Origin of the sequence: Legionella bozemanae (genome assembly GCF_900450575.1) — a bacterium.
GTDB classification, from domain to species: Bacteria; Pseudomonadota; Gammaproteobacteria; order Legionellales; family Legionellaceae; genus Legionella; species Legionella bozemanae.
This window is the reverse complement of the sequence record NZ_UGGY01000001.1, coordinates 52,875-65,605: the sequence shown is the minus strand read 5'-3', so window position 1 is coordinate 65,605 and position 12,731 is coordinate 52,875. Positions and strand designations below refer to the sequence as shown.

Genomic DNA, 12,731 nt, shown 5'->3' with positions numbered 1-12,731 from the left:
CATTAGAAAAAAAAAGCCCATCATGAAGACGGGCTTTCATAAGATCTTAATCAATTAAGAAATTAAACATTTCCTACATACTTCAGGCCGAAATAAGGACCAGCAGCAGCGAAGTCAGTTGAAGTAACTGGCAACACAGTTGTGTTTAACGCATGGATGTAGTCAAACCACATGTATCCAGCATCCAGAGTTAAATCGCCTTGTGCCATTGCATAAGTATAGCTAGCACCTAACTTAGCTTCTAATTCTGGAACGATTGCTGTTCTGGTTCCACTCACATCAGCTGTGAAAACACTAACACCAGCAACAGAAGCATCTGGATCAACGAAGCCAACATCATAACCATGTTTTTGTGAACCAACTAATACTGCAGCAGCTGCTTTAGCATAAATTCCAAAGCCGTTACCGAATACGTAGTTCATGTCAATACCAGTACGTGGACCAAATCCGTTGTACTGAGTGCTACCATTGAATCCAACTGTGAAGTCAGGGATACCGCCATCAAAGTCTGTTGCAAACGCATGTACGCTTCTCTTGATGCTAGCAAATTGCCAACCACCATGGAAACGGATTTTCTTGTTCGCGCTGAAGTCAACAAATTGACCGAATTCACCGTTTACTGCATCCCATCTGTTTTTGTGACCAAAACCAATTAATGTCTCTGGATCAAAAGCAGGAGCGAATTCAGTATTGTTCCAACCTGTATCCAAGTGATACCAAGTCAGAGTGATGTCGTTTCCAGTGTTGAAATGGTAAGAACCTTCAATCTGGAATCCCCAGTTCCATTGAGCATCCAGTTCAGTGTTAATAGCAACACCTGTTGGAGTAGAAGCGATATCTAATGAAATATCGTTATCGGTCATTGTTTGTAAAATTAACGCTTGTCCGCCGATGTTCCATCCAGTAGCTGGGCAAGGAACAGTGACATTACCTGGGGTGCAAACTGGACCCATGGTACCAGCGAATACTGCACTGCTACCTAAAGCAAGAACAGCTAACGCTGTTTTTTTCAAATTTAACATGCTTATCTCCACTTTTTTATTATTATTTCCGTTCGTTACCAATTTTAAATTGAGCAACGGTACGCATATTCGCTCTATACCGAGAGCGTACCTTGCTCAATTATCTTACCTGACCCTTATAAAGTCAACAGTGTTGATTAAATTTTTAAAATGATAACGAATTAAATGTTTCCTATATACTTCAGACCAAAATAAGGACCAGCAGCAGCGAAGTCAGTTGAAGTAACTGGCAACACAGTTGTGTTTAACGCATGGATGTAGTCAAACCACATGTACCCAGCATCCAGAATTAAGTCACCTTGCGCTATTGGATAAGCATAGCTAGCACCTAATTTAGCTTCTAATTCTGGAACGATTGCTGTTCTGGTTCCACTCACATCAACTGTGAAAACACTAACGCCAGCAACAGAAGCATCTGGATCAACGAAGCCAACATCATAACCATGTTTTTGTGAACCAACTAATACTGCAGCAGCTGCTTTAGCATAAATTCCAAAGCCGTTACCGAATACGTAGTTCATATCAATACCAGTACGTGGACCAAATCCGTTGTACTGAGTGCTACCATTGAATCCAACTGTGAAGTCAGGGATACCGCCATCAAAGTCTGTTGCAAACGCATGTACGCTTCTCTTGATGCTGGCAAATTGGAAACCGCCATGGAAACGGATTTTCTTATTCGCGCTGAAGTCAACAAATTGACCGAATTCACCGTTTACTGCATCCCATCTGTTTTTGTGACCAAAACCAATTAATGTCTCTGGATCAAAAGCAGGAGCGAATTCAGTATTGTTCCAACCTGTATCTAAATGATACCAATTCACATTGATGTCGTTTCCAGTATTGAAATGGTAAGAACCTTCAATCTGGAATCCCCAGTTCCATTGAGCATCCAATTCAGTATTAATAGCAACACCTGTTGGAGTACTAGCGATATCTAATGAAATATCGTTATCGGTCATTGTTTGTAAAATTAATGCCTGTCCGCCAACATTCCACCCAGTAGCTGGGCAAGGAACAGTGACGTTACCGGGAGTGCAAACTGGACCCATGGTGCCAGCAAATACTGCACTGCTGCCTAAAGCTAAAATTGCTAAAGTGGTTTTTTTTAAACTTAACATGCTTATGTCTCCGCATAAATTATTATTAGTTCCTCTTTAATTGATAACTCTCTACTAGGAGTTGTCATTAGCATGCCTTCGTCGCTTCAGGGTCGATGCATGCAACAGTGTGAGTATTAGCAGTGGAATAGAATAAGTCAAGAAATTTTGCAAAAAAAAATTAATATTTTTCAATTAGATATGCCTTTTTTGCACGAAGAATATCTTTTTTGGGCAGGATGGTGATTCTTTTGATTTTGGGTGCAAAAAACGATTTGTGTTCACTACTCTTCAAGAAGAACAAGAATAATATATTCGGGAATATAAAATATCTATTAAAATCTGCAACCTTACATTTAATGAGTTAGGCCAGCTTCCATTAATGCGCTAATCAACTTTATTTCTTTATTAGAGTAATCACGACTCTTCGATTTGCAGCCCGACCTGCATCGGTATCATTTCTCGCAATAGGATAGAGCTCACCTACCCAGGTCACCAAGAGTTGTTCTTTAGGTACACCAAGTTTTAGTAAATATTTTTCAACAGTTCGTGCTCTTTCTTCAGATATTGCATTGTTATAACCTTTACGACCATTTGCATCAGCATAACCAATAACTCGTATTTCTTTTATTTGTGCATCTGCCTCTACATATCGAGCAATACGACGTAATTGTTGTTTATCTTCATCAGTCAATTCTCTGCTATCTTCTTTATAATGAAATATACTTTCTCTAACTTGCTCATAACCAAATGGTAATAGATTTCCAATGCATTCTTGATAGCGAGAATATGGTTTTTGAAAACCAACGGGTGACAATGAAACCATCGTGTTAAATCCGGTTTCCGCACGATAAGTAAAATTTGGCTCGTAGCCTTGTGATAGAAAAGTAAGTAATTTTAAAGCGCCATCTCGTCTTAGATAAATTCCATACTCCCCAGGCTTAACCGTAAGCTGCCCTACTAGAATAGGTGGCCTTTCCGCTTTCCAGTTAGGAGTTGTTACAATAATTTTTGCAGGTAAAAATCGTTGTACCTCATCCCAGGTACGTAAAATAAAATGAGGCGGTTTTGCTGCATACTGTTCAAAATAGGCAATACCATAATTAGGAATCGTAAGGGATAATCCACAACGAATTTGGTTACGGCTCACGCGCCATCCCTTTGCGCCTAGCGGATTTGCAAAATGAACTTGGGTCATTGTGTATCCAGTGTCCATTGTAAGTACTGCACTTAGTGCAATACATGCTATAAATTGTCCCTTCTGCTCCCCAAATGCCATCTTTTATTCATTCCTGCGACTTATTTCATGTTATTCTTAGTTATCGGCAAAAATGCAGGAATCTTTATTATGCAAACGCTAATGATTAATCGCCCTGACGATTGGCATGTCCATCTTAGGGATAATGAGATGTTACAACATACAGTGGCAGACAGCGCGCAACATTTTGCGCGTGTGTTAGTTATGCCGAATCTTAAACCAGCACTAACGACATTGGCATCCATTAATGAGTATAGAAATAGGATTTTAACTGCACGGCCTAAAGGCAATGCTTTTGAACCTTATATGACTTTTTACCTAAATGATTCTGTAAGTGCCGAAGAATTACAGCACGCAGCAAATACTTCTTATATTCTCGGCGCAAAGCTTTATCCCGCCGGCGCCACAACCAACTCTGAAGCAGGAGCAAAATCACTAAAAGATCTTTATCCTCTTTTTGAAGTATTACAAAATAATAACCTAGTACTCCAAATTCATGGGGAAGTCACTCATAGTGATATTTTTGAACGCGAATCCTTATTTATTGATGAGTATCTAAAACCAATCGTTAAAAATTTTCCCAAACTAAGAATAGTCCTCGAACATATATCGACACAAGCTGCGGTCGAATATGTTACAGAAGCCCCTGCAACGGTTGCTGCAACGATTACTCCCCATCATTTATTATATAATCGAAATAAATTACTCGTTGGCGGACTTAGGCCTCATTATTATTGCCTGCCTATTTTAAAGCATGAAAAAGATCAAAAAGCATTACAAAATGCTGCTTGCAGCGGAAATCCAAAGTTTTTTGCCGGAACAGATAGCGCGCCTCATAGTGTCAGTGCAAAAGAAAGTGCCTGTGGCTGTGCAGGAATTTATTCCGCTCCATTCGCGCTTGCTTTATATGCACAAGTATTTGATGAATTGAATCAATTAAAACAACTCAACCATTTTCTCAGTCGTTTTGGTGCGGACTTCTATCAACTACCCATCAATCAACACCACATTGAATTGATTAAATCCCCACAAACAATACCTAATTATTTGCCATTAGGCTCCAGCCAAGTTGTTCCAATCGCTGCAGGTGAAATCATTCAATGGAGCATTCATGAACCCAAGCGATAATTTATTTTATATGAATTTACGAGAACGATTTCGTGGTTTTTTACCTGTAGTAGTTGATGTAGAAACCGCAGGCATAGATCCTTATAGAAATGCATTGTTAGAAATGTGCATTGTATTAGTTTTTATGGATAGACAAGGCAATCTTTACCGTGGAGAAAGTTATTTTGAACATATTTTGCCCTTTCCTGGAGCTGAGCTGGATCAAAAATCTCTAGAGTTCAATCAAATTGATCCTTATCAGCCACTGCGCTTTGCTTTAGATGAAAAAACTGCTTTAGAAAATTTGTTTCATCCCATTTTTGCGGCACTTAAAAAAACTCAATGCCAGCGTGCTGTTTTAGTCGGCCATAATGCATGGTTTGATTTGTTATTTATCAAGGAAGCCATAAAAAGAACTGGAATCAAATCACCCTTTCACGCGTTTACCTGCTTTGATACAGCAACTTTAGGTGGATTTATTTATGGGCAAACTGTATTAGCGAAAGCGGCACAAGCAGCAGGAATTCCTTTTAACGCTCAGGAAGCACATTCAGCCATTTATGATGCAGAAAAAACCGCCGATTTATTTTGCCACATGACCAACATGTGGAAAACCATGCAGGAAAATACTTAGGTCTGTTTCCATTTTTCTTATCTGGGCAGTTTGGCTCAAGCTAGCGAATGTAAATAGACCTTTGGGTCAAGAGTAATTCAGATAAAAAAGCAGAAATTTCCCGGACTACGCTTCGCGCTGCCCGGGTTAAATTTTACAATGAGTCAGAATGTTCTGTTAGGTAAGCAGCAACACCTTCTGTAGATGCCTTCATTCCCGCTTTACCTTTTTCCCAACCAGCAGGGCAAACTTCACCATTTTCTTCAAAATGCTGAACTGCATCAATAATTCTTAAAATTTCGTCCATGTTACGACCTATAGGCAAGTCATTAACGATTTGTGAACGAACTACTCCATTGGTATCAATAATGAATGCACCGCGGAATGCAACACCTGCAGATGGATGTTCAACTCCATAGGATTGACAAATACTATGAGTCATATCTGCAGCCATAGTGTATCGAACAGGACCAATACCGCCCTTATTAATTGGAGTACTTCTGTATGCATTATGAGTAAAGTGTGAATCAATAGAAACAGTAACCACTTCAACGTTACGGCTTTTGAATTCATCAATACGATGATCTAAAGCAATCAACTCAGAAGGACATACAAAAGTAAAATCTAGAGGATAAAAAAATACGAGGCCATACTTACCTTTTATATGCTCGTGTAAATTAAACTTATCCATAATCTCACCATTTGGCATAACAGCCGCAACGGTAAAATCAGGGGCTTTTCGTCCCACTAATACACTCATTCTATGATCTCCATCATTATAGTTATTATTATGGTATTAACTCATTATATTATGCGGCAATCGCATCACGCAGCATTGTTTCTAATTCACCTTGCTGGAATAATTCAGCAATGATATCAGAACCACCGATTAACTCGCCCTTCACATAGAGTTGCGGAAAAGTAGGCCAATCAGAATACTGCGGTAATGTTTGGCGAATATCAGGATTAGCAAGAACATCGACATAGGCGAAATCTACGCCACAAGATTCTATGCATTGTACTGCACGGGCAGAAAATCCACATTGCGGCATCTTCGGCGAGCCTTTCATATAAAGCAGGATGGCATTTTCTGCTATTTGCTTTTTAATTTTTTCTAAAGTATCCACTCACACACCTTAAAATAATAAATTAATTATCACCATTATCGCGAAAACCTGTAAAGCCCGCAACCAATAAATTTTTAGTAGAATAGGATAGCAGATCTTACCTTAAAAGCCAACTAATGCCCCATTTGATCTAATAATAATCAAAAAACAGTTGAAAATAGCATTCTTCCAAGTACAAACATGCATTTTTATTGCAGTGATCCAGTATTCCATAGGTAAAATTACCTTTTAGTATGAGGATTATAATTAATCTTCATTGAATATCATGTCCTTCCTGCTAAACTTATCCCACAGAATAAAATAATAGGAGATTAGGATGACATTTACATTGCCTGAATTACCATATGCCAAGAATGCATTGGAGCCCCACATATCCAGTGAAACACTAGAATATCATTATGGCAAGCATCATCAGACTTACGTTAACAATTTAAATAAATTAATTCCTGGCACCGAATTTGAATCCATGGAACTGGAAGAGATCATTAAAAAATCAAAAGGTGGCATGTTTAATAATGCTGCACAAGTTTGGAATCATACTTTTTACTGGCACTGCCTCAGTCCTAATGGTGGTGGTGAGCCCAAAGGCAAATTGGCTGACGCAATTAACAAGCATTTTGGCTCATTTAGCGAATTTAAAGAACAATTTACACAAACTGCAATATCTACTTTCGGCTCGGGTTGGGCATGGCTTGTGCAGGATAATACGGAGGCTTTAAAAATAATCAGTACCAGTAATGCAGGCACTCCAATGACTGAAGACTTAAATGCACTATTGACTTGTGATGTATGGGAGCATGCTTATTATATTGATTATCGTAATGCACGTCCTGACTATATCTCTGCATTTTGGAAATTGGTAAATTGGGATTTTGCAACCAGCAATATGAAATAAAACAATTCTTTTTACTGAGGATTTCTCCATTCGTATAGCGCAGCAAAGAAAGTTATGGCTATAATGTGGCCACCCCTGTCTCTCCATGAATAAGGAGAGATATTTTTGGGTGGAGATCCTTCAGTTTTAAGGAAAATATTATGGCTTTAATTACTAGTTACAATCCTATGCCAATAACTTTTACACATGGAGAAGGAGTTTGGTTGTATGACGAGCAGGGCAAGGCCTATCTTGATGGTTTAAGCGGGATAGCAGTGTGCGGATTAGGACATGCTCATCCGGATGTGACAAAAACCATACAACAACAAGCAGCCAAGCTAATCCATACATCAAACACCTTTCATATCAAACAACAAGAATTACTCGCTGAAAAGCTGATAACCATGACGGGTATGGAGCAGGCTTTTTTTGCTAATTCTGGTGCTGAAGCCAATGAGGCAGCGATTAAATTGACCCGTCTTTTTGGCCACAAAAAAGGAATTGAAACTCCTTCAATTATTGTTATGGAAAGAGCCTTTCATGGCCGTACTATGGCAACCTTAACCGCATCAGGAAGTCGAAAAGTACAAGCGGGATATGAACCCTTGGTGCCAGGCTTCATTCGCGCTCCTTTTAATGATTTGGATGCCATTCATACTATTGCAGCAAATAGAGAAGATGTTGTTGCGGTAATGCTTGAGCCAATTCAGGGAGAGGGTGGGATCCATGCGGCAGAAGAAAGTTATCTTCGTTCTCTGGTCAAACTTTGTGAACAACATGACTGGATGCTTATCTTGGATGAAATCCAAACTGGAAACGGCCGTACAGGAAAACTTTTTACCTATATGCACTATGACATTCAACCTGATGTGCTTACTACAGCTAAAGGTTTGGGTAATGGTGTTCCTATAGGCGCTTGCCTGATGAGTAAACGCGCGAAAGATTTATTTAAACCTGGAAATCATGGATCAACTTTTGGTGGCAATCCTCTGGCTTGCGCTACAGCTCTAACTGTATTGGAAGTTATAGAACGCGACAAAATTTGTGAAAAAGTCACAAAAAATAGCAGTCTATTGATGGAGAAATTAATCAAAAATCTCGGGGAACATCCTGGCGTAAAAGGAATTCGTGGAAAAGGCTACATGATTGGTATTGAATTAGATCGACCCGCTAATGATGCTCGCTTACTGGGACTTACTAACGGTGTACTTTTTAACGTTACTGCAGATACTGTAGTGAGACTCTTACCTCCCCTCATCATTAATGAAGAAGAGATTGATGAATTAGTTAATCGGCTCACGCTTACGATCAAGCAATTCATTCAGGGTTAATCTCCTCGTAGTTTGAATTCAGTATAAGCGTTCACCTAATGAGAATAGAGTGTAACCGGGACACCCAACCTAAGATGTGGTCACTTTTTCATTTCTACGTACCATGCTTTATGCGCGGTACGTAGGCAAAAAAATTTGTGATCCCGGCTCCTAGCTAGATCTCTTCCGACTTCATGATTGCAAAAAAATCGACGATCGTATCATTAATTTTTTTTAATGATTGATTTTTTAACTTCAAATTCAAGCAGGTATCTTCTTCTTTATTTCCTGTTTGCAGTTTTTGACAGATGAGTTCAAACATATGGCCATCTATTTTTTTTAATTCCGGAAGCCTGTGATTAATTTTTTCTAGAAGAAAGTTTTTTATTCTTTTCCTTGACTCAAATAACCGTCTCTCGAGCCTGTCCATTAGATCGCAGAGCTCATTTTCTCGACCACTACAAGTAATACGCATAAAACCATCATGTTTGGACAATCCAAAATAAGATAAAGGTGTAACCATCAAGTAATCTTCAAACAATAAATAATATGCAAGATCTTCGTCCGTCTCCACAATGCCAGTTTTCTGCAAAACTCGCGCTGCTTCTTTGGGTAAAGGCAAACCAAACATATCACTAAAATCAGCAAGAACATAAAAAGTAGCTTCTACGCGGTATAAAGGATCAGGCATTGCTGCACCCATTTTTTTTAAGCGTGCAACCACATAATCCACTTTTTTCTCATAGAAGGTTGCTATATTATTTTTTTCTTCGGGGCCAAAATTCGCCATGGTTTGTGCATAGGCAGCTTGCGCTGAGCGCGGTGCATGAATGAAATAGCTTATATTTTTATTGAGCATTTCATTCATCAAACTTGATTCAAATACTAAAAGCACTGCCATGCGCTCGCCCGCCGCAGATAAAGCCTTTGTTGCTGAGCGTAAGACAATTACTCGCTCTTTTAGATCAGGAGCAATTTTTAAAAAAGAAGGGGCATCTGAAAAACTCATCTCGGTATAAGCTTCATCAAAAATGATGTACAAATTAGGATACTGACGCAAAACATCAGCAATTTTTATTAGCTCGTCTTTATCAATAATGTTTCCCAAGGGATTTGATGGATTGCAAATTAATATGGCTTTGGGCCAACCATGATCCACTTCGGCTAAAGTATAAGCCTCTTTAATACTCTCTTCCGTTGCTTGCGCCGTGAGTTTATATCCGGGTTTGTCCATCACATAAATTGGATGTAAACAATGCAACGCATTGTTGGAATATGCGCTGTAATAAGGAAAAGGGGTAATAATTCGATACCCTGGCACCTCTTCAAAATGAGTATTAAAGGTTTCAAATAACACGCGCAAAGCCCCAATACCACCCACAGTAAATAATATGTTTTCCGCTTTAATTTCTGTTTCATACCATCGTGACATGATATCGGCCATTAATGCTCGCGGCGCATAGTCACCTCGAGGATCTCCATAATCAATGGCAATATCCTCTTCAACCTGCTGCGGATCTACTTTCCATTTTTTAGTTAAATCATCCAATTTTTGCCAATATGAAAGATATGAGGCAATAGTATTTGAATTAATAGGATAGGTTGGTTTTCCAAGGCCCGCAAATATCAATTTTTTTGTTTCGGCTAAACCTTGTGCTTGAATTTCATCCCTTAGAGTATTGGCCCATAATGCTAACAGCATCACTTTTTCAATTTTTTTAGCACAATGTCCATCAGGAGTTAACATGGCATTACCAAATACTCAATTTCACTCATTATAACAGAATGCAAATAAAACATGATATCGATTATAAGCACAACTAATTCAATAAAAATTCTATATCTATCTAGACATCTATGATCTGGTTCAAATGACATGATGTTCTGTGTTTCGCTCTCCCATACTTCATATATGCTAGGCTTGGGCATTCGAAAATCAGATCATTTGAGCTCAATCTAGCGAAATGTAAACAGACCCTATGCTATGCTTAAAAGTAAAAAGGGCTTTCTTTAGTTTTTGTGTCCTATGGGCGCGATTGACCAAGCCTTAAAATACAGGATAATTCATGTTCTTTAGATTTAGGCATTCAAAATATACTCTAAATCAAGAATTTTAATTTATTATGGAAAAAAATGGCAAAAAATGAAACTTCCAACACTGCGAACTTGATAGCCGATTTAGAAAAAACAATTAATACGTTACAAAATAAAATGAATCAGCTGGAAGAACAATATGCCCAATTAAAAAATCTGCTGGATGTCTTGCCTGGAGATGTCTATTGGAAAGATCTAAAAGGTGTTTGGTCCGGAATTAATCAACGATGTATTCAAAGTCTTCATCATATGAAATTTATTAATAAATGTGATGAAAGCGAAGTTCTTGGTAAAACAGATTATGAACTATTTGGTAAACAAACCGCTGATGTTTATCGAGCTAATGACCTTGAAGTGATTGAAAAGAACGTTGAATTATCACGCGAGGAAATAACTCTTTTGCCATCAGGTGAAGAAGTGGTTTTGCTTTCGACCAAAAGACCTTTGTTGGATAAATCAGGGAAAGTTATTGGCATTCTTGGTAATACGATTAATATTACTTATCTAAAAAAAGTCGAATCCGAGCTCAAAGAGGCGAAAGAAAAAGCAGAAGCAGCGAACCATGCCAAAGATGAATTCATCCGTAATATGAGTCATGATATTCGTACCCCTTTAAGTGGGATTATCGGCATGTCCAGCATCCTTGAGCGAGAAGTTCAAAATATCCAAGAAAAAGAATACGCTCATATGATCAATATAAGCGGGGAGCAACTCCTGGCGCTGCTCAACGGGGTGCTCGATATTATCGCTGCAGGAAGCCAACAAGAAAATATAATCAATGAAACAGCCTGCAATGTCCATGATTTGATTCGCAGTATTGCCGATCTGGAGCTTCCAACCATCACTTTGAAAAAATTGGATTTATTAATCAGTATTGACTGCAATACCCCTGAATGGATAACTACAGATACCGTAAAACTTCATCGAATTTTATTAAACCTTTTAGGCAATGCCGTTAAATTTACTGAAAAAGGATTTATTGAAATTGGAGTTAGGCCTAAATCGCCTCACCATGGAAAAATGTTCCTGGAGTTTTTTGTCAAAGATAGCGGACCAGGAATTAGACCTAAAGATAAAGACAAAATCTTCAAACGGTTTTACCGGGCAACCCCATCACATCAAGGGATTTATTCAGGTCATGGTGTAGGATTGCATATTGTGAAACGTTATACCCAGCTTTTAAAAGGAAAGATACGCGTTGACTCTACAATACATACAGGGACTACATTTACGCTAACCATCCCTGTCCATTATATAGAAAAACCTATAGACCACCAAAAATCAACATCCCTTCCTCCTGAAAAACTAATCTTAGAAAAAACAAATGATTCACCTCTTGTGCTGCTTATTGAAGATAATGCCATCGCCTTAAAAATGATAGAAAATCTTTTACAACAACTCGGCATCCGATTTTTATCCGCATCAACAGGTACCAGAGCAATGGAATTGTTTCAAACACATACCTTTGATTGGATCTTAAGTGATATTGGCCTACCTGATACCACTGGGATACAATTAGCAAAACAATTCCGTCATTATGAACAAAGCCGGAGTCTCATCCCTACCCCCATCATTTGTTTAACAGCCCATGCAGTAACTGATGTTGAAAATGAATGTGTAGCGGCTGGGATAAATCAAGTAATTACCAAACCTCTGCGCAGCAGTATGCTGCAGGCATTGCTGGCTCGATACAGCACCTCTAAATTACAAATCCACAATGTACCCACTGCAAAGGTTGACCCTCTTCTCCCGATTAATGAATATCCATTATTTGATAGTACTCATGGAATCAATAATCTGGGATCGGAAAAAACACTCAAAAAAATGCTGCATCTCTTTATCGAGGAAAATACTAAAGATTTAATAAAAACAGCTCAGGCTTGGGAAAAACAAGACCTGATTGAAATCCATAAGCTAACACATAAAATGAAAAGTAGTGCGCTTTATTGCGGCACTCTTCGCATGCGCCATGCATGTGAAGCCTTAGAAAAACATTTTCAAAACAATCCGGAACGATACCCTACAGTACTTTACCAACAACTTCTCCAAGTACATCAAGAAACCGTAGCCGCATTACAAAATTGGCTTCAACAATGAGCCAATGAACTAAATCGTACAACATATAGGATATAGGGTAAACGCATCTATTTATTGAAGATAAAATCGCTCTTTTTTTACCTGTTTGCGTTCTTTGACCTTGCTGAAAAACCGAAGCTGGATTCCGGA

The 12,731-nt window shown here is 38.6% G+C and carries 11 protein-coding genes; 5 read left to right on the top strand and 6 right to left on the bottom strand.

The features are described from left to right. Nucleotides 1–62: 62 nt before the first annotated feature. From DY223_RS00305 to DY223_RS00295, 3 genes are all read right to left on the bottom strand, one after another. On the bottom strand, nt 63–1,022 hold the full coding sequence (locus DY223_RS00305; protein ID WP_115684249.1) for an Lpg1974 family pore-forming outer membrane protein: 960 nt from the start codon (nt 1,020–1,022) through the stop codon (nt 63–65). A gap of 161 nt (nt 1,023–1,183) precedes the next feature. Then, nucleotides 1,184–2,143 (bottom strand): Lpg1974 family pore-forming outer membrane protein, encoded by a 960-nt coding sequence (locus DY223_RS00300; protein WP_115684248.1) that lies wholly within the window; start codon nt 2,141–2,143, stop codon nt 1,184–1,186. 376 nt (nt 2,144–2,519) lie between these two features. Further along, nucleotides 2,520–3,401 (bottom strand): flagellar protein MotY, encoded by an 882-nt coding sequence (locus DY223_RS00295; RefSeq protein WP_058459021.1) that lies wholly within the window; start codon nt 3,399–3,401, stop codon nt 2,520–2,522. Between the two features lie 69 nt (nt 3,402–3,470). Here DY223_RS00295 and pyrC point away from each other — a divergent pair, with 69 nt between their 5' ends. Continuing rightward, nucleotides 3,471–4,508 carry a dihydroorotase gene (pyrC, locus tag DY223_RS00290; RefSeq protein WP_058459022.1) on the top strand — a complete coding sequence of 346 codons (1,038 nt, stop codon included), beginning with the start codon at nt 3,471–3,473 and terminating at the stop codon, nt 4,506–4,508. Further along, nucleotides 4,492–5,121 (top strand): ribonuclease T, encoded by a 630-nt coding sequence (gene rnt, locus DY223_RS00285; RefSeq protein WP_058459023.1) that lies wholly within the window; start codon nt 4,492–4,494, stop codon nt 5,119–5,121. The genes pyrC and rnt overlap by 17 nt, the downstream gene beginning before the upstream one ends. 133 nt (nt 5,122–5,254) lie before the next feature. Here rnt and DY223_RS00280 read toward each other — a convergent pair whose 3' ends face one another. After that, complete coding sequence (locus DY223_RS00280) at nt 5,255–5,860, bottom strand: peroxiredoxin (protein WP_058459024.1); 606 nt, start codon at nt 5,858–5,860, stop codon at nt 5,255–5,257. Between the two features lie 49 nt (nt 5,861–5,909). Next, nucleotides 5,910–6,227, bottom strand: coding sequence for a Grx4 family monothiol glutaredoxin (grxD, locus tag DY223_RS00275; RefSeq protein ID WP_058459025.1), 318 nt, complete (start codon nt 6,225–6,227; stop codon nt 5,910–5,912). Between the two features lie 316 nt (nt 6,228–6,543). Here grxD and sodB point away from each other — a divergent pair, with 316 nt between their 5' ends. Then, nucleotides 6,544–7,122, top strand: a complete 579-nt coding sequence (gene sodB, locus DY223_RS00270) for a superoxide dismutase [Fe] (RefSeq protein ID WP_058459026.1) — start codon at nt 6,544–6,546, stop codon at nt 7,120–7,122. Nucleotides 7,123–7,262: 140 nt separating this feature from the next. Further along, a complete protein-coding gene (locus DY223_RS00265) occupies nt 7,263–8,432 on the top strand; it encodes an aspartate aminotransferase family protein (protein ID WP_058459027.1) in 1,170 nt (389 codons plus the stop codon). 154 nt (nt 8,433–8,586) lie between these two features. Here the strand turns inward: DY223_RS00265 and DY223_RS00260 are convergent, their stop codons facing one another. After that, entirely contained in the window at nt 8,587–10,158 is a 1,572-nt protein-coding gene (locus tag DY223_RS00260; protein WP_058459028.1) for a pyridoxal phosphate-dependent aminotransferase, read from the bottom strand. A gap of 386 nt (nt 10,159–10,544) precedes the next feature. On the opposite strand from DY223_RS00260, the gene DY223_RS00250 reads away from it, so the two are divergent. Next, on the top strand, nt 10,545–12,602 hold the full coding sequence (locus DY223_RS00250) for an ATP-binding protein (RefSeq protein ID WP_058459030.1): 2,058 nt from the start codon (nt 10,545–10,547) through the stop codon (nt 12,600–12,602). Nucleotides 12,603–12,731 lie beyond the last annotated feature (129 nt).

Excerpts from the sequence above, each read along its gene's own strand:
- pyrC (WP_058459022.1), top strand. The coding sequence starts at position 3,471 with ATGCAAACGCTAATGATTAATCGCCCTGACGATTGGCATGTCCATCTT.
- DY223_RS00295 (WP_058459021.1), bottom strand. The coding sequence starts at position 3,401 with ATGGCATTTGGGGAGCAGAAGGGACAATTTATAGCATGTATTGCACTA.
- DY223_RS00300 (WP_115684248.1), bottom strand. The coding sequence starts at position 2,143 with ATGTTAAGTTTAAAAAAAACCACTTTAGCAATTTTAGCTTTAGGCAGC.
- DY223_RS00265 (WP_058459027.1), top strand. The coding sequence starts at position 7,263 with ATGGCTTTAATTACTAGTTACAATCCTATGCCAATAACTTTTACACAT.
- sodB (WP_058459026.1), top strand. The coding sequence starts at position 6,544 with ATGACATTTACATTGCCTGAATTACCATATGCCAAGAATGCATTGGAG.
- DY223_RS00260 (WP_058459028.1), bottom strand. The coding sequence starts at position 10,158 with ATGTTAACTCCTGATGGACATTGTGCTAAAAAAATTGAAAAAGTGATG.
- DY223_RS00305 (WP_115684249.1), bottom strand. The coding sequence starts at position 1,022 with ATGTTAAATTTGAAAAAAACAGCGTTAGCTGTTCTTGCTTTAGGTAGC.
- rnt (WP_058459023.1), top strand. The coding sequence starts at position 4,492 with ATGAACCCAAGCGATAATTTATTTTATATGAATTTACGAGAACGATTT.
- DY223_RS00280 (WP_058459024.1), bottom strand. The coding sequence starts at position 5,860 with ATGAGTGTATTAGTGGGACGAAAAGCCCCTGATTTTACCGTTGCGGCT.
- DY223_RS00250 (WP_058459030.1), top strand. The coding sequence starts at position 10,545 with ATGGCAAAAAATGAAACTTCCAACACTGCGAACTTGATAGCCGATTTA.